At 72.0% G+C, this 19,115-nt stretch carries 12 protein-coding genes; 4 read left to right on the plus strand and 8 right to left on the minus strand.

The window, feature by feature from the left end:
• Window positions 1–256 precede the first annotated feature (256 nt).
• Window positions 257–1,615, minus strand: a complete 1,359-nt coding sequence (locus OG519_RS15465; protein ID WP_405583613.1) for a ricin-type beta-trefoil lectin domain protein — start codon at window positions 1,613–1,615, stop codon at window positions 257–259.
• A 643-nt stretch (window positions 1,616–2,258) separates the two neighbouring features.
• Here OG519_RS15465 and OG519_RS15470 point away from each other — a divergent pair.
• Entirely contained in the window at window positions 2,259–3,341 is a 1,083-nt protein-coding gene (locus OG519_RS15470) for a MerR family transcriptional regulator (protein ID WP_405583615.1), read from the plus strand.
• Here the strand turns inward: OG519_RS15470 and OG519_RS15475 are convergent.
• From OG519_RS15475 to OG519_RS15485, 3 genes are all read right to left on the minus strand, one after another.
• Window positions 3,262–3,996, minus strand: a complete 735-nt coding sequence (locus OG519_RS15475; RefSeq protein ID WP_405583617.1) for a DUF4240 domain-containing protein — start codon at window positions 3,994–3,996, stop codon at window positions 3,262–3,264. The two genes, OG519_RS15470 and OG519_RS15475, sit on opposite strands and share 80 nt — an antisense overlap.
• Before the next feature lie 243 nt (window positions 3,997–4,239).
• Window positions 4,240–7,797, minus strand: a complete 3,558-nt coding sequence (locus tag OG519_RS15480; protein WP_405583619.1) for a glycoside hydrolase family 3 C-terminal domain-containing protein — start codon at window positions 7,795–7,797, stop codon at window positions 4,240–4,242.
• A gap of 349 nt (window positions 7,798–8,146) precedes the next feature.
• Complete coding sequence (locus OG519_RS15485) at window positions 8,147–8,737, minus strand: snapalysin family zinc-dependent metalloprotease (protein WP_405583621.1); 591 nt, start codon at window positions 8,735–8,737, stop codon at window positions 8,147–8,149.
• Between the two features lie 247 nt (window positions 8,738–8,984).
• On the opposite strand from OG519_RS15485, the gene OG519_RS15490 reads away from it, so the two are divergent.
• Window positions 8,985–10,139, plus strand: coding sequence for a G1 family glutamic endopeptidase (locus OG519_RS15490; protein ID WP_405583623.1), 1,155 nt, complete (start codon window positions 8,985–8,987; stop codon window positions 10,137–10,139).
• A 60-nt stretch (window positions 10,140–10,199) separates the two neighbouring features.
• Here OG519_RS15490 and OG519_RS15495 read toward each other — a convergent pair whose 3' ends face one another.
• A complete protein-coding gene (locus tag OG519_RS15495) occupies window positions 10,200–13,634 on the minus strand; it encodes a hypothetical protein (protein WP_405583625.1) in 3,435 nt (1,144 codons plus the stop codon).
• 1 nt (window position 13,635) lies between these two features.
• On the opposite strand from OG519_RS15495, the gene OG519_RS15500 reads away from it, so the two are divergent.
• The gene (locus tag OG519_RS15500; protein WP_405583627.1) at window positions 13,636–13,785 is read left to right on the plus strand and encodes a hypothetical protein; all 150 of its coding nucleotides are present in this window, start codon (window positions 13,636–13,638) and stop codon (window positions 13,783–13,785) included.
• A 300-nt stretch (window positions 13,786–14,085) separates the two neighbouring features.
• Here OG519_RS15500 and OG519_RS15505 read toward each other — a convergent pair whose 3' ends face one another.
• From OG519_RS15505 to OG519_RS15515, 3 genes are all read right to left on the minus strand, one after another.
• Window positions 14,086–15,180 (minus strand): M4 family metallopeptidase, encoded by a 1,095-nt coding sequence (locus OG519_RS15505; RefSeq protein WP_405583629.1) that lies wholly within the window; start codon window positions 15,178–15,180, stop codon window positions 14,086–14,088.
• A 272-nt stretch (window positions 15,181–15,452) separates the two neighbouring features.
• On the minus strand, window positions 15,453–15,815 hold the full coding sequence (locus OG519_RS15510) for a hypothetical protein (RefSeq protein WP_405583631.1): 363 nt from the start codon (window positions 15,813–15,815) through the stop codon (window positions 15,453–15,455).
• Between the two features lie 187 nt (window positions 15,816–16,002).
• The gene (locus tag OG519_RS15515; protein ID WP_405583634.1) at window positions 16,003–16,413 is read right to left on the minus strand and encodes a Fur family transcriptional regulator; all 411 of its coding nucleotides are present in this window, start codon (window positions 16,411–16,413) and stop codon (window positions 16,003–16,005) included.
• A 391-nt stretch (window positions 16,414–16,804) separates the two neighbouring features.
• Here OG519_RS15515 and katG point away from each other — a divergent pair, with 391 nt between their 5' ends.
• Window positions 16,805–19,045: a catalase/peroxidase HPI gene (gene katG, locus OG519_RS15520; RefSeq protein WP_405583636.1), complete on the plus strand. Its 2,241-nt coding sequence runs from the start codon at window positions 16,805–16,807 to the stop codon at window positions 19,043–19,045.
• Window positions 19,046–19,115: the final 70 nt, after the last annotated feature.

The raw sequence follows: 19,115 nt of genomic DNA on the forward strand, positions 1-19,115 counted from the left end.
CTACGACGACCGGCCGGCGCGGCGGTGGTGACCGGGTCGACTTCGCGCACCGCCGTCGGCCCGCTCCCCCGAGCATCGGCTGACAGGATCGGGGCTTGTCGGTGGTCGGCCCTGGTGTGTTGCTCGCGCCGTCAACCGCTGAGCCCCGGCTGCCGGGGGGCGGGCCGGGGCTCAGTTGCTGCAGGGGGGCCGCCGGGGTCAACGGTGGGTGGCGGTTGGCCGGGGGCTTAGCTGCGGGCGGTGGGCGGGAGGGGGGTCAGCTCGTCAGGGTCCACTGCTGGTTGGCGCTGTCGGAGCAGGTCCAGATCTGGAGGCGGGTGCCGTCGGCCGAGCTGGGGCCGGTCGCGTCGAGGCACTTGCCGGAGCCGGCGTTGACGAACTCACCGTTGGACTGGTGCGCCCACTGCTGCGCGGCGGTCCCGTTGCAGTCGTAGAGCTGCACCTTGGAGCCGTTCGCCGTGCCGGCGGACGTCACGTCCATGCACTTGCCCAGCGACTGGAGCGTGCCGTTGGCGGACGACCACTGCTGCGCGGTGGTGCCGTTGCAGGTGTAGAGCTGGACGGCGGTGCCGTTGGCGCTGCTCGCGGCCGCGACGTCGACGCACTTGCCGCCGTACCCGGTGATCTGGCCGCCACCGGTGGGCGGGGGCGGCTGGGTGGAGGTGCCGCCGGTGATCTTGTTGAAGATCCGCGAGTAGGCGTAACCGGTGCCCTTGTCGTACCCGTCGACCTCCCAGAAGGACAGCTCCTGGACGCCGTTGGTGGCGGCGAAGGACTCCAGCGCGGTGGCGTTGGCCTGGGTGAAGTTCTCGTTGTCGTCGTTCTGCCCGGCGATCGGGGTCAGCCCGATCTTGCCGTAGGCGGCGGACGTGGAGATCCCGTACAGGCTGGCGAGCTGGGCGGCGGTGGCCTTGGCGGCCGACTCGGCGTCGTTGAAGGCGTTCTGGCCGTCACCGAAGTCCATGGTCATGATGTTGACCAGGTTGACGTTGACGCCCTTGCTCTTGGCGTCCTTCAACAGGTTGAGCTGCGTCGAGGGCAGGCCGCTCGGGTCGACCGCGAGGGTGTAGTCGATCTGCACCGAGGGGTCCTCGGCCTGGAGGGCGGCCAGGGCCTGGTTGCGCCGGGTGTTGGCGGCCGAGTCGCTGATCACGCTGCCTTCGATGTCGAAGTCCAGGCGGTTGACCCCGTACGTGTTGACGATGTTGAGATACGCGGCGGTCAGGGAGCTGACCGAGGTGCAGGTCTGGGCTATCTCGTTGGGGTTGTTGCCGTCCGGCTCGCCGCCGAACGAGGGGATCACGTCGCCGCCGGCCGCCTTGAGCGCGTTGATCTGCGAGGTGAAGGAGCCCACCGAGCCGCCGGCGCCCCACTGCGGGGTACAGCCGGACTGGGGGACGAGGAAGGCCAGCGAGTAGTCCTTGAGCCCGGTGGCGGCCATGTCGGCGGCCATGTCACCGGCGTTCCCGCTGTTGATGTAGAGGTACGGCGCGGCGAAGTGGGCCGGGAAGCTCGCGGCGGCCGCGGCGGAACTCGCGGTGGAGGGCGAGGCGAAGGCGGTGGCGGAGAAGGCCATCGCCACCGCTGCCACCGGCAGCGTCGAGGCGACAAGCATTTTCCTTCTACGTGACCAAGTCACAGGGGTTTCTCCTGGTGCTGACGGAAGCGTGGGGTTCTTCCGCGGACCGCCCGCGCCGCAGGGCCCTGAAAACGCCAGGGGCCAGCCGCGCCAAGGCCGCGGTCGGAAGGTGCGGTGCGAAAGTGCGGTGCGAAAGTGGGGGGTGGTGGGGGGGTGAGATGGTGGGGGGTGGGCTGAATTCCGGCGAGCCGGGTCGATGGCCCTGACCGCCATGGCGCCGCTGGACCGTCCAGCGTCCGACGTCTCGTCAGCGGGCGAGGGGAGTCGGCGGCGGACCGAACCCGCAACCGGGTCTGAACCTGATGTCCGGAGGCCGGGGTTCTGGCCTGGGAAGCGTGTTCGGTCTGCGTCGCTCCCGCAGTTAACTAGGGGCGGTGACGCCAGGTCAAGGTGGTAAGGAAAGTTTCCTAATGGCTCGGTGGCGGCCCCGTGCCGGCTGCCCACCCGGGAAGAGGCGCTCGCCGTGCTGGCGACCTCCGACGACGGCGTGCGCCTCGGGCTCCGCATCGCCCGGTGGCCGCCAATGGTGCGGGTCCCCCGAACGTCGTGCCCGGTGCGGCACGAAGAGCTTGACCCTCGACCTGGTCGAGAGCCGAAAGTGCGGGGAGTGGAGAGCGAGATGCGCAGCATCGGCGAGATGGCCCGGAGCAGCGGGCTGAGCGTGAGTGCCCTGCGGTTCTACGACGGCGCCGGTGTGCTGGTCCCGGCGCGGGTGGATCCGGTGAACGGGTACCGCTGGTACGGCCCCGAGCAGCTCGACGAGGCCAGGCTGCTGGCACATCTGCGCCGGGCCGGTATGCCGCTGGCCGACATCCGGCTCGTGCTGGCCGGCTGGTCCAGCACCGAGACCGAGCTGGTACGCCGGCTGCTTCGGACGCATCTGCGCCGTCTTGAGCGGGACCTGTCCGATGCCCGCGGCGAGCTCTCCACGGTCCGAGCGCTACTCGATCACCGGGAGAATCCCATGGCAACGCACCACGTCGCGACCGTCCGCCTCACCGTCGGCGCGCCCGAACTGGCCGCCGCGCTGGACGCGGTCCGGTTCGCCGCCAGTACCGACCCGGAGCTGCCGATGCTCGGCGGTGTCCTCTTCGACGTCGAAGGCGAGTCGCTCCACGCGGTCGCCACCGACCGGTACCGGATGGCGGTGGCGCAAGCCCGCGGCACCAGTGCGGGGGCGCTTGGTGCGCGGGTCGTCGTGCCGTCTTCGCTGGCCGACGCGATGCGCGCGCTGCTGAGTGACGGGGGGTCCGTACGGCTCGGCGTGGACGGGAACCAGGTGACCCTGGAAGCGGGAGCCCGGCAGGCGGCCGGGCCCTGCCTCGACCACGACTTCCCCGACTACCGCCGACTGGTCCGCCTGCCGGCGGGGACACGTGCTCTTGTCGATGTCGCGGCTTTCCGGAAGGCCGTGGAAACCGGCCCCGTCCGTACCGCGGAGGCGCCCGAGCCGGGCGCCGGCCGCTGCGACCTCAGCGTGCTCAAGATGGCGGGCGACGGTACGGTCGCCGTCCGCGCGGAAGGCGACGACGATTCGGACTGCGTCGCCGTCAACCGCGATTTCCTGCTTCAGGCGCTGGCCGCCGGGGCTCGGGACGAGCTGATCCTGGAGTTCGGCGCGCCTACGGCACCGGTGGCGATTCGGCGCACCGACACCGAGGAGAGCTTCTCGATCCTGATGCCGGTCCGCTTGGACACGTGACCCTCGGGGCGGACGCCCCGCCGAAACACGGATCGGCCTGGCGGCCGCGCGGGAGGTAGAGCGCGGCGAGTCGGGGCAGGCGGCGGTGCATCTGGTCGGGGTCCGCGAACTGGAAGTCCTCGCCCATGTCCATCTCGGCGCCCGAGCCCTTCTCGGGGTTGTCGCCGTTCTCGTCGGGCCCGGTCTCCCAGGAGTACTGGTCCCAGGCTTCGTAGAAGTCGTCCTCGTCACCGGTGAGGCGCTCGAACGCCTGGGCCGCGGCGTAGTTCACCTCCTCGGAGAACAGCACGCGATCTCCCCCGCCTCCCCCGGCCCCGCCGACCCGTGCCGCCGCCGCGGCGACCGACGGGTGCCCGGCCAGACTGTCCGGATCGGCGGCGACCCGCTCGTACCACGCACGCCCTTCGGCGATGACGCCCGCGCGGAAGTCCGTGAAGCCGTCGTCCGAGCAGCCGCCGCCGATCAGGTACGCCGCCGCCCAGACGTCCCAGCGGTACAGGGCGCCGAGAAGCTCCTCGAAACGCTCGTGGTACCCGAGCACCTCGCGCTGCGAACCGGCCGCCAGCAGCTCGACCAGCGCCCGGTCGAAGCCACCGGCCGCCGTCATGCGCGAGCGCGCGGTCTCCACGAGGTGCCAGAAGTCATCCGTTCCCATGACTCCGCACTCTGCCACCCGGGTCCGACAGTTGCCGTCCCGTCCCCCGGCGCGGCACGGCACCGGCCTGGGCCCGGACAGCGGGTGGATCGGTCGGGATCGGGCCGCAGGCCCACCGGGCTGCCCGCGTGGCGCCCCGCGCGCCCACTGACCCGGAGACGGACGGGCCGCCGCGCGGGGCAGGCGGTGGGGCCTGGCCCGCGCGGCGGCGCTCATGCGCACCCGGTCAGCGGAGCACCCCGCTCACTGCACCACCGACCACATGAAGGTGGCCGTACCGGAGACCCCCTTCGTATCCGTGGCCGTCACCGTCACCGTGGAGGTGCCGAGGGTGCCGCCGGTGCCGGAGACCGTGCCGTTCGACGCGATCGTGATGCCGGGCGGCAACCCGGTCGCGGTGAAGGTGAGGCTCTGCGCCGGGTTGGAGTCCACCGCCTGGAGGGCGAAGGAGACCGCCTTGCCCTTCGGGCTGCTGTAGCCGAAGGGGTTGACCACGCCGACCGTCTCCGCGCCCGGCACACCCGAGTTGGCGGTGACGTTCGCGCTGACCGCCGTGTTGGCCAACGAGACGCCCGCGCCCGAGGCACCCGCGGCGACCTGCCCGGTCAGCGTCTGGGCCAGGCTGGTCGAGCCGGTCAGCGGCAGGCTGTTGGAGGCGTCCCCGACCTTGATCGAGTACGCGCCCGCCGGCGCCTCCCACTGGTTGTCCGTCGCCGACCAGGAGGCCAACGCGTGGACGGTCAGCGGGAAGGTGACCGTCGCGCTCTGTCCCGGGTTGAGCGTGACCCGCTGGAAACCGCCCAACTGCTCCGGCGGGTCCTGTCCGGCCGCCGGATCACCGACGTACATCTGGGCCACGTCCGCGCCCGCCACCGAGCCGGTGTTGGTGATCGTCGCGGTCACCGTCGCCTTGCCGTTGGCGTTGAAACCGCCGACGTTGAGGTTGCTGAAGGAGAACTTCGTGTAGGACAGGCCGAAGCCGAACGGGAAGGCGGGGGTGATGTTCTGGGACTGATACCAGCGGTAGCCGATGTCCACCCCCTCGCTGTAGATCGGCCCGGTCGGGGTGCCCGGCCACTGCGCGGTGGTCTGCGCCGGGACCTGGCTGAGGCCGCCGGGGAAGGTGACCGGGAGCTTGCCCGACGGGTTGGCGGCGCCGAAGATCAGCGCGGCCGTCGCGGCGCCGGTCTCTCCGCCGCCGTACCAGTTCTCGAACACGCCCGCGACGTTGTTCAGCCACGGCATGACCACCGGCGAACCGCTGTTGATCACCACGATGGTGTGCGGGTTCGCCGCCGCCACGTCGTTGATCATCGTCTCGTCGGCGCTGGACAGGTCGAGCGTGGCCAGGTCGCTCTCCTCGCCCTCCGGGGCGCTGACGTAGACGATCGCGTCGGTCGCGGCCCGGGCCGCGGCGACCGCCTGCGGGATGTCGGCGGTGCCGTTGTCGTCGCCCGCCGTGTAGGTGACCTTGACGTTCGGCCCGACCGCGTTCTGCACGCCGGTCAGCGGCCATACGGTGGTGGCGCTGTCGACGCCACCGCTGCCGCCGCCGGCGAGTTCGACCCCGGCGCCGCCGTCGGTGCCGATCACCGCGATCGACCCGGTCATGTTCGGGTTGAGCGGCAGCAGGCCGTTGTTCTTCAGCAGCACCGAGCCCTCCTCACCGAGCTTCAGCGCGGTCTGCTGGTGCGCGGTGGTGGTGACGGTGGCCGCGAGCGAGCCGGTCTGCGGGTTGTCGAAGAGGCCGAAGGCGAACATCTGGGTCAGGATCCTGGCCACGATGGCGTTCAGGGTCCCCTGGCTCAGCGTGCCGGCCGCGAGGGCGGCGGACACGTCGTTCGCGTCGGAGAACGGCATCGCGATGTCCATACCGCCCATGGCGTCCGCGACCGCGTTGCCCGCGGCGCCCCAGTCGGAGACCACGAAGCCGCCGTAGTCCGCCTCGTCATCCAGTCCGCGCTGGAGCATTTGCGCGCTCGCGCACGAGGGCGCGCCGTTGACCACGGCGTAGGAGCACATCACCGAGCCCGGTGCGGACTGCTCGATGGCGGTCTGGAAGGGCGCCAGATAAAGCTCTTCGAGCGCCTTCTGGCTGACCGTCTCATTGTCGCCGCCGTTCGGGTACCGCTCCTGGTCGTAGGCGGCGGCGTGCTTGACCTCGGCCATCACCCCCTGGCTCTGGAGCCCTTGGACCTCGGCCGAGGTGATCTGCCCCGCCAGGTACGGGTCTTCGCCGTAGGTCTCGTAGGTCCGGCCCCAGCGCGGGTCGCGCACCAGGTTGGTCGTCGGGCCGAGCGAGACGTTCGCGCCCTTGCCGGCGAACTCGGCTCCCTTGGCCGCGCCTTCCTGGTTGATCAGTGCCGGGTCCCAGGTCGCGGCGGCGTTCTCACCGTCGGGGAAAGCCGTCACACCGCCGTTTCCGTCGCCGACCCCGGACGGGCCGTCCTCCAGGTTCAGCGCCGGTACGCACAGGTTGGGGATGGCGCCGACCTGGCCGATGTAGGCCGAACTGCCGTCGCCCGAGGCCAGGGTGACCTCTTCGGCCCGGTCCATGGTGTCGAGCACCTGCTGGACCCGCTGGGCGACCGGCGCGGTGGAGCCGACCCAGGGGCAGACCCCGTTGCCGCCGTTGCCGTTGCCGCCGCCGACCGGGGCCACGGTGGTCAGGCCGTAGACGTCGAACTCGAAGATCGAGTAGCCGAACGTGGTGCCGCGCGCGGTGCCGTTCAGCCGGACGTAGCGGGCGGTCGCGGAGACGCTGAACGTCTGGTTCCCGCCGGTGCCGGTGGTCGTGGAGTAGACCGTGGTCCAGTTCGCGTTGTCGCTGGACACCTGGACCGTGAACGCCTTGCCGTACGCGGCTTCCCACAGGATGCCCATACCGCAGAGCTGCTGCTTGGCGCCGAGGTCGATCTCCAGCCACTGCGGGTCACCGGCCGCGCTCGACCAACGGCTGCCGGGGTCGCCGTCGGTGGCGCCGGACGCCGGGTACGCGGTGGCGTCCTGGGTCGAGGAGGCGGTGGTCGGCTGGTCGAGCGCGAGGTCCTGCGTGCCGCAGTACTCGGTCGGGCCGGTGCCGCCGCTGCCGCCTCCGCCACCGCCACCGCTGCCTCCGGATCCCTGGGCGAAGTCCAGGTAGTGGAAGTTCCAGCCGTTGGAGTCCTGGTCGACGGTGAGAGTCTGCTGGCCGGCCGGCAGGGTGACGGCGGCGGTGACCGTGGTCCAGGTCTCGTAGCCACCGGTGTTCGGAATGGCGACCGCGCCGGTCAGATTGGTGCCGGCGGCGTTGGCGATGTGCAGCGCGTCGGTGAGCCCGTACGGCGAGGCGACCCGGAAGCCGACCGTGTAGTTTCCGGCGGTCGCGACGTTGACGGTGTACTTGAACCACTGGGCGGGAGTGGTCCAGCCCATGTCGTACGCCCCGCCGGCCACGGTGGTGTCCTGGGTGTCCGCGGTGCTCTCCAGGTCGATGCCGTCCGAACGGTAGCTGTTGGCGCTGCCGTTGGTGGAGACGACGCTGTAGGCGACGCCCTGGCCGCCGGTGTCGTAGTTCGCGGCCTGGACCGTGCCGGGGACGGGGGCCGCGGTGCCGCCGAAGGGGCCGCTGCCGGCGGCGTGTGCCGCGGTGTGCACACCGGCGAGGGAGAGGGCGGAGAGGGCGGCGGCCACGAACAGGGCGCGGAAGGTGGGGCGGTGGGGGGAGGGGCGGTGGGGGGTGGGGTGCGAGCGGCCGCGGGTGCCGGCCGGCGGTCGCGGTCGTGGTCGTGGGAGGGGGAGGTGGAGGTGGAGCAGCCTCATTGCATTCCTTTCGGTCGCGGAGGCGGTGGGGGGTGGTTGGGCGTGGGGCACGTGGGGGGACATCAGGGGGCGCGGCGGGGGTAGGGCCGGGCATGACGAGGGTGCGGCCGGGCATGGCGGGGTGCGGCAGGGCATGGCTGATCGGAGCGGCGGGAAGCGGCCGTTGAGCTCGCCGGATGCCATCCCGCCAACCATGGAGAGTGTCCTCCGGGCGGGCCGGGAGAGATGGGAGAGCGCTCTCCAAGGTTGCGTCAAACTTCGGCAACGGAAGGGGCCGCCGCGGTGCGTCGCACAACATCGAGGGGCCCCACCGCGCACGCGGTGGGGCCCCTCGATGTCGGGTGGTTGCTCAGTGGGCGCGGGCGGGTGCCGGTGCGGACCAGATGTCGATCACGATCTGGTGGTTGGCGGTCCGCGCCGCGATCCGGCCCGCGTAGTTCCGGTCGACCTGGGCCGCCTCGGCCGCCGTCGGCTTGGCGTTGGTGCACGACGTGCCAGGGCCGTGGCCGGACATCAACTCCGAGCAGGGGCCGGTGTAGTGGTCGGGCAGCCCCAGGATGTGTCCGGTTTCGTGCGCCGCGATCCGGGTCATGTCGTACCCCTCGTCGACCGCTTCCTGGCCGAGCTGCACCTGCCCTCTGCTGCCGCCCGGGAAGAACGGTCCGAGCGTCGTCTGGGGCCAGCCGCTGGTCGCCTTGTAGACGAAGTTGGCCGAGCTGCGCGAACTGGCGGGCTGGAGGCGTACGTTGTGCAGCGCGCCGTTCCAGTTCTGCGCGCCCAGCGTGATGGCGCTCGCCCACTGCGCCGCCTGGCTGGCGTCGTAGGTGAGGGTGACCACCGCGGCGGTCGCCTTCGGCGCGGACTGCGCCGAGGCGACGCCGGAGGTAACGCCGAGCATGGCCGGGATCAGCGCCGACACGGCGACTATTCGCTTGATCATGAGACTCGTGTGCCCCCTCAGCATCAGTTGCCCTAGGAGCCACAAGGGCACCACGCCGGCGCTGGGCTCCACAAGTACCGCGCCGCCAACTGGCTTTGAATGAGCTTTCCGCCGCCCCGCCGATCCCACCGGAGCACGCGGCCCGGTCAGCGAAAAGGCCGGCGGCCTGTGTTGGTTGAATTTGGGTATAGTCCGCGGTCGTTGGCGGCCTTTCCGGGCCGACCGAGTCCTGTGGGGGGACCTTTCGATGACGTTCCGGCTGCGCGCTGTCCGCGCGCTCGTCCTGCTGGCCGGTTTCTATCTGCTGGGCCTGGTGCTGCTGGCGGCCATGGCGGCGCTCGACTGGGTGCTGGTGACGCGGCTGTTCTCGCGGGTGGCCGAGTTCCAGGGCGCGGTCGTGGCCGTCACCGTCCTGCTGGCGGTCGCGATCCTGCGGGGCATGTTCACCTTTCTGCGGGCCGGGCGCCTCGGCCCGGTTCCGCACGGCGTGGCGGTCACGCCGGAGGATCAGCCCGAGTTGTGGGTTTTCCCGGGGCGGGTCCGCGCAAGGGTGTCGGAGGCGCAAGGGGCCGGGGGTGGTGGGGTTTTCAGGGGGCGGGCGACCGGGGAGCATGGGGCCCGGATCCGTACGCGCGTCGAACCGCCGAACGCGCCGGGAGAAGCCCGGAGCCCCGTGACGAGGAGCTGCCTGATGAGATGCTTACGACGTATGCCAGCCGTCGCCGCCATCACCGTCGCCGGAGGCGCTCTCGTCGCCGGGTGGGCCGCCGGGCCCGCGGGCGCCGTCGGGGGGCCGGGTGGGTCGGTCGTCGCGGGGGGCGGGGAGTCGGGGTATGTAGCCGTCGGGGGGCGGTTCACGTCCGTGGCCGCCGGGTGGACGCAGCCGCAGCTCACGTGTTCGGCCGGGACGGCGAACGACACCTCGTACTGGGTGGGCCTGGACGGCGCCACCGATCAGACGGTCGAGCAGGCCGGGACCAGCGGCCAGTGTTCCGGTACGAGCGGCACCATGTACGCCTGGTACGAGCTGTATCCGGCGTATCCGGTCACCTTCGCGAACCCGGTGCGGGCCGGCGACGCCATGCGGGCGAGTGTCACGACCGACGGGAGCGGCACGTTCACCCTGACCGTCGCCGACGTCACGGCCGGCTGGACCGCGTCGGCCAGGAAGACCCTGGCCGGTGCCGGCCTGGCCTCCGCCGAGGTGCTGACCGACGTCCCGTCGGCCGGGCCGACCCGCCCGATCTCCCACTCCGCCGTCATCGCCGCCTTCACCTCGGCCACCGCCAACGGCAGGAGCCTCGCCCTGGCCGGCCCGCGGGTCCAGCAGGCCGCGGGCACGGTCGTCTCGCCGATCACCGCCGCCGGGAACTTCACCGTCTCCTGGGCCGCCGCACCCTGACGTATAAAGCCCCCCGGCGAGGGCCCCGCCGGGCAGCCCGGCGAGGCCCCTCGGCAGGGCTCAGCTCGGCCGGTTGTGGACAACCGCCCGCGCCGGATCGGTGATGTGCACCGGCCCGCCCCCCTTGGCATAGGGCTTCGCCGCCGTCACGGTGTAGCCGCCCGGCAGATAGCCGGGCGACCTCGTGCCGGTGGTGTAGCCGGCCTGATCGAGGACGACGTCGTACGCGCCGGGCGCGACCCCCCGGGTGGTGAGCAGCACCGTCAGCGTCGTGCCGTCGGCGCTGACCGAGACGGGCGTCGTCATCCGGTTGTAGCTCGCCCGCACGCCGTTCTGTGCCAGCTCCACCTCGGTGCCGAGCGTCAGGTTGCTGCCGTGGATCACCACCTTGTTGTCCGTTTCGGCGGGCCCGGAGGCCGGCGCCACCGAGGTCAGGTCCGCGGTCCTGGGCGGCGTCGAGCACTGGAAGCTGCACACGCCCTGCATCGTGTACGCGACGGGGGTCCTGGCGGCGCCCGGGCTGAGGACGAACACCACCTGAGCCGGCGCGGCGTTGCCGTCGACCGAGCAGTGGTAGTCGAAAGCGCCGTATTCCCCGCCGCACTGGTAGGCGTAGTCGATGGACGTGCCGTTCCAGTTGGCGCTGCTGTAGAGGCCCAACGCCGGGGTGGCCGCCGGGTCGCTGTCGGTCCCGTACACATCGAACCCCTGCAAGGGCTTGACCTGCATCACCCCGCAGAAGGCCGTGGCGCTCTCGGTCAAGGTCCCGCCGCGGAGCGCGAACCCGTCCGGGGAGAGGGAGTTGGCCGCGCACTGCGGCACCCAGCCGGCCGCCGTACCCATCCGCCAGGTGTCCACGTGCGCGGCGATCGGCGTACCCGCGTATCCCGAAGCGAGGACGGCGACCACATAGGACGACGAGCCGCTCACCCGGCACGAGGCCCCGTGCTGCCAGCACACGATCGCACCGCCGGCGTCGACGACGAGGAGTTCCGCGCCGCTGTCCGCCGCGGCGGCGGGAGTCCGTACGGACAGCCACAACTTGTCGGTGGTGGCGGCCTGGACGCGCAGGCAGCGTGAGTCCAGGGCGGAGGTGAAGGTGTAGCCGGTGGACGGACCGCCGACGGTCAGCGACGGCGGGGCGGCGCACACCGCGGTGGACGACACGTCGCGGCGCACCAGGTGGTAGGTGTCGGCGCCGGCCGCGCCGACCAGGACGGCCGTGTAGCTGACGCCGGCGGTGTAGCGGCACGTCGTCGTGGAGCTGCCGATGGTGGCGCACACCTGGTTGCCCGCGGCGTCGAACACCTGCACAGAGGCGTTGACCCGGTTGGCGGTGTTGGTCCAGTCGATCATCTCCGCAGTGGAGTGGCCGTTCGCCGGAAGGGCCAGACAGACGGTCTGGATCGCCGTGGTGAGCTGGACCCGCGTGCCGGTGGAGCCGCCGAACGAGGTCCGCGGCCAGGCGGCGCAGCCGGTGGCGTCACCGGTGCGCTGGACGGTCAGCCCGTAGACACCCGGCTGGGGCGCCGTCAGCACGAGGTGGAAGGGCGCGGTGCCGGTCAACTTGCAGACGGAGAAGGAGTATTGGTTCTCGCAGCTCTGGACTCCCCTGGCGTCGTAGACCGTCTCGACCGGGTTCGTCCCGGTGTCGGACGGACTCGCCGCCAGGTAGAGGCCGTTGCCGGCCGCGGTGGGCAGCGTCAGGCAGTCCCGCCGGCCCGGGGCGGTCAGATCGAAGCTCAGCGGGCCGCTCGTGAAGCCCGTGTCGGACCCCGGCACACACCCCGCGGTCTGGGTGGGAGAGACGAAGACCGGCGCGAACGGGGTGTCGTCGAGGTAGTCCGGCCGGAACACCATGGCGTACGTGCCGGCGGCCGGGAAGGTGCAGGAGTCGGCGCCCTGGGCGCAGAACCGCGTGCCGTCCTGGTGGTAGACCCCCGTCCCGCCGACGTCGTACGTACCGGCCGCGGGCACCTGGAGCAGCCAGCAGGGGTCGGCGGAGATGGCCGGGTCGGTGCCGTACGCCTGGGGCGGCAGCGGTGTGCAGCCCGCCGGCTGCGAGAGCCTGGCGATGCGCAGGACGTACGCGCCGGTGAAGTCGTACGTGCCGGCGGTGATCACCCGGTACGGGCCGGCGCCGGTCAGCACGCAGCCGTCCTGGCTCGACCCGTCGCCGGTGTCGCGTGAGCAACTGGGTGTGCCCGACGGGTCGACGATCGTGGCGCGGACACCCGAGGCGGCGAGATCGACGCGGTCGCCGGCCGTACCGCTGAACGGCCGGCAGTCCGTCTGCACCGGCGAGGCGAGTGTGCCGTGCAGCAGCGGCAGGTCGTAGGCCGTACCCACCGTGGCGGCGCAACCGGTGGTGCTGGTCAGGGGAAGGACGGCCACGGCGTAGGCGGCCGGGTCGAAGACCGAGGTGTTCTCCAGCAGGAGGGTGTAGGCGCCGGCCCCGGGGAGGGTGTCGCAGGTCGCGTCGTCGTTTCCGGCGCAGACCTGCTGCCCGTCCGCGGTGTAGAGCGTCCAGGACGTGGTGCCGCTGGTCGACTCCCCGCCCTGGAGGGAGACCGCCGCGGCTCCGTCGGGCAACGTCACGGTGCGGCACGCCACTTCGCCGACTCGCAGCGATCCCGACGCGACCGCCTCGCCCGGGTCGCCGAACGGCGCCGCGGGGAGTGCCGCGCAACCGGCGGGGTGGGAGAGCCGGTTCAGGGTCACGTCGTAGGAGACGGCCTGGGCGTAGGTGTCGCGCAGGACCACCCGGTACGGACCGGTGCCCGACAGCGTGCAGGTGTCGCCGTACGGCCCGACGGTGCAGACCGAGGTGCCGCTCGCGTCGTAGACGGTGGCCTGGAGTTCGTACGACAGGCCGCCGATCCGCAGCAGGTCGCCGCTGGTGGCGGCGCCGGTAGCGGGGGCGTAGCAGGCGGAGGCGCCGCCCGCGGCGATCGATCCGGTCAACGGCGCGGCGCCGAAGGCCAGTTCATTCTCGGTGAGCGCCGTGCAGGGGGAGGTCCGGAGCGAGGAGACCGCGAGGGTGTATCCGCCGCTGCCGTAGGAGTCGGTGATGACGAGCGTGTACGCGCCCGCCGCCCCCGTCGGGCAACTCGCCGGGCCGTACCAGCCGGTGATCGAGCAGTTGACCTCGGCGCCGTCCGGGCCGGTGAGTTGCCCGGTGACCTCGGCGTCGTCGGTCTCGGTGAGCTGGATCGTCAGGAGGTCGTCGGCGGCGGAGGTGGTGACGGTGTAGGTGTCGCTGCCGTTCACCGCGATGGACGCGCAGACGTGCACGGTGTCGAGCGGCAACGGGCCGCCGCAGTCGGTGGCTTGGCTGCGTTTCGCGGATGCCGCGGTGGTGGCGCTCGCGGCGGCCTTGGCGCGGAGGGTCTTCACCTTGGCGGCGGAGGGGGCGGCGGGAGCCGGGGGTTTCTTGGCGGGGGCGGCCGGCTTGGTGGGCCCGGGCGCGGGCGCGGCGGTCTTCCGCTGCTTCACCGTGCCCCCGGCCTTGGGCGTGCCCCCGGCCTTCGCCGAAGCGGTCCCCGCCGGGGCCGTCACCGGGGACGTCGCCGGACCGGCCGCGGGCCTGTGGGCCGAGGCGGCGGCGGCCGTGGCCTTCGCGGCCGCCGGTCCGGCGGTGGCGTAAGCGGGCCCCACCCATCCGGCAAACGCGACGGCCGCGCTCGTGACCAGTGCCGTGAGCGCGACGGCGCCCGTTCTCCCCCGGAGACGCCTGTGGCGTCGCCCACCGAACAGTCGAGACATACGATCCCCCCTGGAAACGCAGCCCCGGCCCCGGTGACAGCCACCGGGCCCTTCGGGGCCTGCGCAGTGTAACGACCACCTCCGCGGGCCGACCACGTGTTTCCCGCCGATCGCCCGGCGCCCCGCACACCGCCGTACGGCGGCTGCCTGACGCAGAGGTGAGGCAGGCGGTCCGGGCGGGTCAGGTGGGGACGTTGACCGCGGACCAGGCCGCCGCTGTCACCGCGTATTGGGGGCTCAGCGTGCCGTAGAGGTCGCGGGCCGCGTTCAGGGTGGCGGTGCGGGCGGTGTGGTAAGTGGCGGTGGGGGTCAGGTAGACGGTCAGCGCGCGGTACCAGATGGCGGCCGCGGCGGTGCGGCCGATGCCGGTCACGGGGGCGCCGTCGACGGTGCGGCTGTCGTAGGCGATGCCGTTGATCGTGCGGGGGCCGCTGCCCTCGGCGAGGAGGAAGAAGAAGTGGTCGGCGACGCCCGAGGCGAGATACGGATCCATGCCGGGGATGGCCGAGGAGTAGTAGTCGGGGGAGGCGCCGTCGCGGGAGGGGCGGTCCATGAAACGCAGCGGGGTGCCGTCACCGTTCAGGTCGGCCTTCTCGCCGATGAGGTAGTCGGGGACGTCGGCCGGGATGTTCGCCGCGAACTCCACCATCGTCGCGAAGATGTCCGAGGTCGCCTCGTTGAGGGCGCCCGCCTCGCCGGTGTACCCGAGGCCGGCGGTGGCCGAGGTCACGCCGTGGGTGATCTCCCGTGCGGCGAGGTCCAGTTCGGTGAGCGGATGGGTGTTGCCCGCCCCGTCGCCGTACCGCACGCAGCCGCACGTGTCGTCCCAGAAGACGTTGCCGTAGTTGGTGCCGTAGTGGACGACGCTGCGGATGCCCTGGCCGTCGTTCCTGACGCCGACCCGGCTGAAGGTGAACTTGAAGTAGTCCCACACCGAGGCCGCCGCGAACTGGGCGTCCACCCCTGCCGATTGCCGGTTCGAGGCGAGTCCGTTGCCCCATACGTTGTCCGGGTCGGTGAGGATCGCGCTGGTCTTGCCGTCCGTGGTCGCGGTGTCGCCCCGCGTCGGGTCCTTGAGCAGATACGTGGTCGCGGTCCTGAGCGTCGTCAGCGGCACGGTTCCGTCGTACACGCCCGTCCCCGAGCCCAGCGCCGGCGAGTCGGCCACCGAGTCGGCGGCGCCCGCCCAGAGGGTCGCGGTGAGCGCGATGGCGGTCCCCACCGCGAAACGCGCGCGGCTCGTGCCCTTCGTACGGTGCCGCTGCCCCTGCTTCATCGGTGTCCGCCCTCCGCCGCCGGGCACGGTGGTGCCCCCGTGTCGTGGCGCGGGATGCGCGCCTGATGCAGCATGGGCTCACGGGCCGGCCCCGCCGCGGGTTCCGGCGCGAAAATGGCGCGCCCGCACGTGTCTTCGGCCGGATCCGGCGGACCGGGCGTCAGGGTTGCCTCCGCCTGAGCCTCCGGTGCCGGACGGGCGGCGGCCGGGCGCCGGGGCCGGTCAGGGGTACGGCGGCCGCGGCTACAGCGGCGTGCGGTGGGCCGGGCGGGTCAGGGGGTGGTGGGTGGGGCGGGTGGGGCGGCCCAGGTGGTGGATTGGCGGCAGGGGGCGGTCCAGCGGTCGTCGTGGCCGGTCCAGTCGGCGTCCCGGGCGAAGCCGCACTTGTGGAGCATCCGGTCGAGGTCCTTCGCGGGCAGCGCCTCGCCCGCGCCGTCCTGGGGCACGGTGACGACGAGGGCGTCCACCTCGCCGCGGTCCGGGTGGTCGTCGAGTCCGGACACCGTCAGATGCCACTGCCCGTCTCCCCGTACGACCTCGGCCCGATACGGAGCCTCCGCCCCTACGGGCCGCCCGGACGACTCGCCCGCCTCGGCCCCGCGTCCGGCCGCAGCCTCGGCCTCGGTGTCCGCCACGGTTGCCTCCTCCTGGTCTCGTCGCACGACCGTCTGCCCGCTTTCCCGGCCCGCATCCGCCGTCTCGGGCCGTGACCGTCCGGGGCGACCGCGCCGCGGTCGGTGCGACGGAGGCCGAACCGGCCGCGAGCCATCGGGCCGGCAACCGGCAACCGGCCGCCGTTCGACCGGCAATCCGCGGCGGCGGCTACGTGCAGGAAGGGCACAGCCCGCGGTAGGTGACCTCGGCGGTGGCGACGGTGAAGCCGAAGCGCTGGTCGGAGGGGAGATCGGCGAGGGGGTTGCCGGCGGGGTGGACGTCGCGGATGGTGCCGCAGGCGGAGCACACCAGGTGCTGGTGCGGGTGATGGGCGTTGGGGTCGTACCGCTTGGCGCGGCCGTCGGTGGCGACCTCCATCACCTCGCCGAGGGAGACGAGTTCGCCCAGCGTGTTGTAGACGGTGGCCCGGGAGATCTCGGGCAACCGCTGGGCCGCGCGGGCGTGCACCTCGTCCGCGGTGAGGTGCACATGGTCGCCGTCGAGGACCTGCGCGACGACGCGCCGCTGGGAGGTCATCCGCCAGCCACGTCCCCGCAGTCGCTCCAGCAGGTCACTCATATCGGTTCACCTATTCAGGTTCGTGGGATGCCCGGAGTTTACCAACGGATATCCGGAATCAGATGAGATATGCGTTTGGCCCACTTCTTGACTTGGACTCCGTCCATTGTAGGATCGGTTCCGGTGATAGCCAAGGGACAGGAAGACTCCGACTCCCGTACGGCAGGAGACACAGACGTCAAGGGACCACCGCCGAGGCACCGCGCGGTGCCGGCCCGCGGATGACGGCCGCCCGTGCCGCGACCGCGCCGCCGAGGCCGTGAAGGTCCGCGCCTTCGTACGGCTTTCCGGCCCCCGGCCCATCCGCGACGTCCGGCCCCCGCGGCTCATCGCCCCGTTCGTTCCCCGCAGTTGCTGAGCACCGTGATCCGCCAGGTCCGGAAGGATAACCATGACCGAGAACCATGACGCAGTCGTCGTCGACGCGAAGGACGAGCAGGCGCAGGGCGGAGGTGGCTGCCCCGTCGCGCACGGCCGCGCCCCGCACCCGACGCACGGCGGTGGAAACCGGGATTGGTGGCCGGAGCGGCTCAATCTGAAGATCCTCGCCAAGAACCCCGCCGTGGCCAACCCCCTCGGCGCGGACTTCGACTACGCCGCCGCGTTCTCCTCCCTCGACCTCCCCACCGTGAAGCAGGACATCGCGGAGGTGCTGACCACCTCGCAGGACTGGTGGCCGGCCGACTACGGCCACTACGGCCCGTTCATCATCCGGATGGCCTGGCACAGCGCCGGCACCTACCGGATCAGCGACGGCCGCGGCGGCGCCGGGGCCGGCCAGCAGCGCTTCGCCCCCCTCAACAGCTGGCCCGACAACGCCAACCTCGACAAGGCCCGCCGCCTGCTGTGGCCGGTCAAGAAGAAGTACGGGCAGAGCCTGTCCTGGGCCGACCTGCTGATCCTCGCCGGCAACGTGGCACTGGAGTCGATGGGCTTCACCACCTTCGGTTACGCCGGCGGCCGCGCGGACGTCTGGGAGGCCGAGGAGGACGTCTACTGGGGTCCGGAGAAGACCTGGCTCGGCGACGAGCGCTACACCGGCGACCGCGAGCTGGAAAGCCCGCTCGGCGCGGTCCAGATGGGCCTCATCTACGTCAACCCCGAGGGCCCCAACGGCAATCCGGACCCGCTCGCGTCGGCTCGCGACATCCGGGAGACCTTCCGCCGGATGGCGATGAACGACGAGGAGACGGTGGCCCTGATAGCGGGCGGCCACACCTTCGGCAAGACCCACGGCGCCGGTCCGACGGAGAACGTCGGCGCCGACCCCGAGGCCGCCACGCTGGAGGAGCAGGGCCTCGGCTGGCGGAACACCTTCGGCACCGGCAAGGGCGGCGACACCATCACCAGCGGCCTTGAGGGCGCCTGGACCAACACCCCGGTGAGCTGGGACAACAGCTTCTTCGAGATCCTCTTCGGGTACGAGTGGGAGCTGGCGAAGAGCCCGGCGGGCGCCAACCAGTGGAAGCCGAAGGAGGGCGCGGGAGCGGGCACCGTCCCCGACGCCCACGACGCGTCCAAGACCCACGCCCCGACGATGCTCACCACCGACCTGGCGCTGCGCGTCGACCCGGCCTACGAGCAGATCTCGCGCCGCTTCCTGGAGAACCCGCAGGAGTTCGCGGACGCCTTCGCCCGGGCGTGGTTCAAGCTGACCCACCGCGACATGGGCCCGGTGGTGCGCTACCTCGGCTCCGAGGTCCCGAGCGAGACGCTGGTGTGGCAGGACCCGCTGCCCGCGGTGACCCACGAACTCGTCGACGCCGCGGACATCGCCGCCCTCAAGCAGCGGATCCTCGCCTCGGACCTGTCGGTGTCCGAACTCGTCTCCACCGCCTGGGCGTCGGCCTCCTCCTTCCGCGGCAGCGACAAGCGCGGCGGCGCCAACGGCGCGCGCGTCCGCCTGGAACCGCAGAGCGGCTGGGAGGTCAACGACCCCGACCGGTTGGCCGCGGTGCTGCGTACGCTCGAAGGCATCCAGGAGTCCTTCAACGCGGACCAGAGCGGCGGCAAGCAGGTCTCGCTCGCCGACCTGATCGTGCTCGCCGGCGCCGCCGCCGTCGAACAGGCCGCGAAGACGGCCGGCTTCGACGTCGAGGTCCCCTTCACGCCGGGCCGCGCGGACGCCTCGCAGGAGCAGACCGACGTGGAGTCCTTCGCCGCGCTCGAACCGGCCGCCGACGGCTTCCGCAACTACCTCGGCAAGGGCAACCGGCTGTCGGCGGAGTACCTGCTGATCGACAGGGCGAACCTGCTGACGCTGAGCGCCCCCGAGACGACGGTACTGGTCGGCGGCCTCCGGGTGCTGGGCGCCACCTACCAGCAGTCGTCGCTCGGTGTGCTCACCGAGACCCCCGGGTCGCTGACCAACGACTTCTTCGTCAACCTGCTGGACCTCGGCACCACGTGGCAGGCGACGTCCGAGGACGCCAACACCTTCGAGGGCCGCGACGCCGCCACCGGCGAGGTCAAGTGGACCGGCAGCCGGGCCGACCTGGTCTTCGGGTCCAACTCCGAGCTGCGCGCGGTCGCGGAGGTCTACGCGAGCGACGACGCGAAGGAGAAGTTCGTCAACGACTTCGTCGCGGCGTGGAGCAAGGTCATGGACCTCGACCGGTTCGATGTGGCCTGACCGGCCGACCTGCTGATTTCCTGACCTGCTGAGCGACGTCCGCTCGCCGGTCGACCAACGGCGTCCGGGC

This window comes from Streptomyces sp. NBC_01190, from assembly GCF_045039895.1.
In the GTDB taxonomy this organism is placed as follows: Bacteria; Actinomycetota; Actinomycetes; order Streptomycetales; family Streptomycetaceae; genus Actinacidiphila.